1 pseudogene is annotated in these 1,719 nt (G+C 64.4%); it reads right to left on the bottom strand.

Features of this window, described 5'->3' with window-relative positions:
- Window positions 1–1,714 (bottom strand): annotated as a pseudogene (locus RZ1_RS29305) (amino acid adenylation domain-containing protein); the annotation flags it as partial.
- Window positions 1,715–1,719: the final 5 nt, after the last annotated feature.

The raw sequence follows: 1,719 nt of genomic DNA, 5'->3' as shown, positions 1-1,719 counted from the left end.
CGACCTGCGTCGCGATCAGCGAATTACCACCCAACGCAAAGAAATCATCATCCGCACCGACCCGCTCCACCCCGAGCACATCAGCGAAGACACCCGCAACGATCTCCTCCACCGGAGTCGACGGCGCCCGGAACTCCCGAGCCTCGAACACCGGAGCCGGCAACAACTTCCGATCCAACTTCCCCGACGCATTGAGCGGAAACTCATCGAGCACCACCAACGCATCCGGCACCATGTACCCCGGCAACACCGAACCCAACTCGGCCCGCACCACACCCGAGTCGACCACCGCACCCGACTCCGGAACCACATACCCCACCAACTGCTGACCCAGATCACCGTCGTGAACCACCACCACGGCCTGCGCCACCGAAACCACATCCAACAACGCCGACTCGATCTCCCCCAGCTCGATACGCAACCCACGCACCTTCACCTGGAAATCGGTCCGTCCGATGTACTCCAACTCCCCCGCCGGAGTCCACCGCACCAGATCCCCCGTGCGATACATCCGCACCCCGGACCCACCGAACAGACCGGCCACGAACCGATCCGCCGTCAAATCCGCACGCGAGACATACCCCCGCGCCAACTGATCCCCCGCCAGATACAACTCACCGGCCACCCCCACCGGCACCGGCGCCAACCGCGCATCCAACACGAACACCTGCGTGTTCCACACCGGCACACCGATCGGCACCGACACCCGATCCGCATCCGACACCTCGTGGAACGTCACATCCACCGCAGCCTCGGTCGGACCGTACAAATTGTGCACCCGCACCGACGGCAACAACTCACGCAACCGCAACGCCACCGAACCCGGCAACGCCTCACCCGACGCGAACACCAACCGCAACGACCGCGCATCCACCACCGACGGCTCCGCCACGAACACCGACAACATCGACGGCACAAAATGCACCACCGACACCCCGTACTCCACGATCGCCCGCACCAGATAACCCGGATCCCGATGCCCATCCGGCCGCGCCACCACCAACCGCGCACCAACCTGCAACGGCCAGAACAACTCCCACACCGACACATCGAACGTGAACGGAGTCTTCTGCAACACCACATCCGCCGACGACAGACCGTACTCGGCCTGCATCCACACCAACCGATTCACAATCGCCGCATGCGACACCGACACGCCCTTCGGACGCCCCGTCGACCCCGACGTGAAAATCACATACGCCGCCCCCTGCGGCCGCACCACACCCCACCGATCCGCATCCGACAACGGCGCATCGGAAAAACCCGACACATCCAACTCGTCCACACACACCACAGACCGATCCCCCGGAACCGAGAACCCATCACGCGACGTGGACAACACCACCACCGGATCCGCAGTCTCGAGGATGAACCCCACCCGCTCCGCCGGCTGATCCGGATCCACCGGCACATACGCACCACCGGCCTCGACCACCGCATACACAGCGACCAACATCTCCACCGACCGACGCATCCCCACAGCCACCAACGACTCCGGACCCACACCCTCGGCCACCAGAAAACGCGCCAACCGCCGCACCCGCGACGCAAACTCCCCATACGACAGCGCCACACCATCGAACACCACCGCAACAGCATCCGGCGTCCGCGCCACCTGCGCCTCGAACAAATCCACCAACGACACCGACGGCACCACAGCCCCGGTATCGTTCCACCCCTCCAACACCAACACACGCTCATCCGCACCCAGCAGCGGAA

Source organism: Rhodococcus zopfii NBRC 100606 = JCM 9919, assembly GCF_001895025.1.
In the GTDB taxonomy this organism is placed as follows: Bacteria; Actinomycetota; Actinomycetes; order Mycobacteriales; family Mycobacteriaceae; genus Rhodococcus; species Rhodococcus zopfii.
This window is presented reverse-complemented; position numbering and strand designations above follow the sequence as displayed.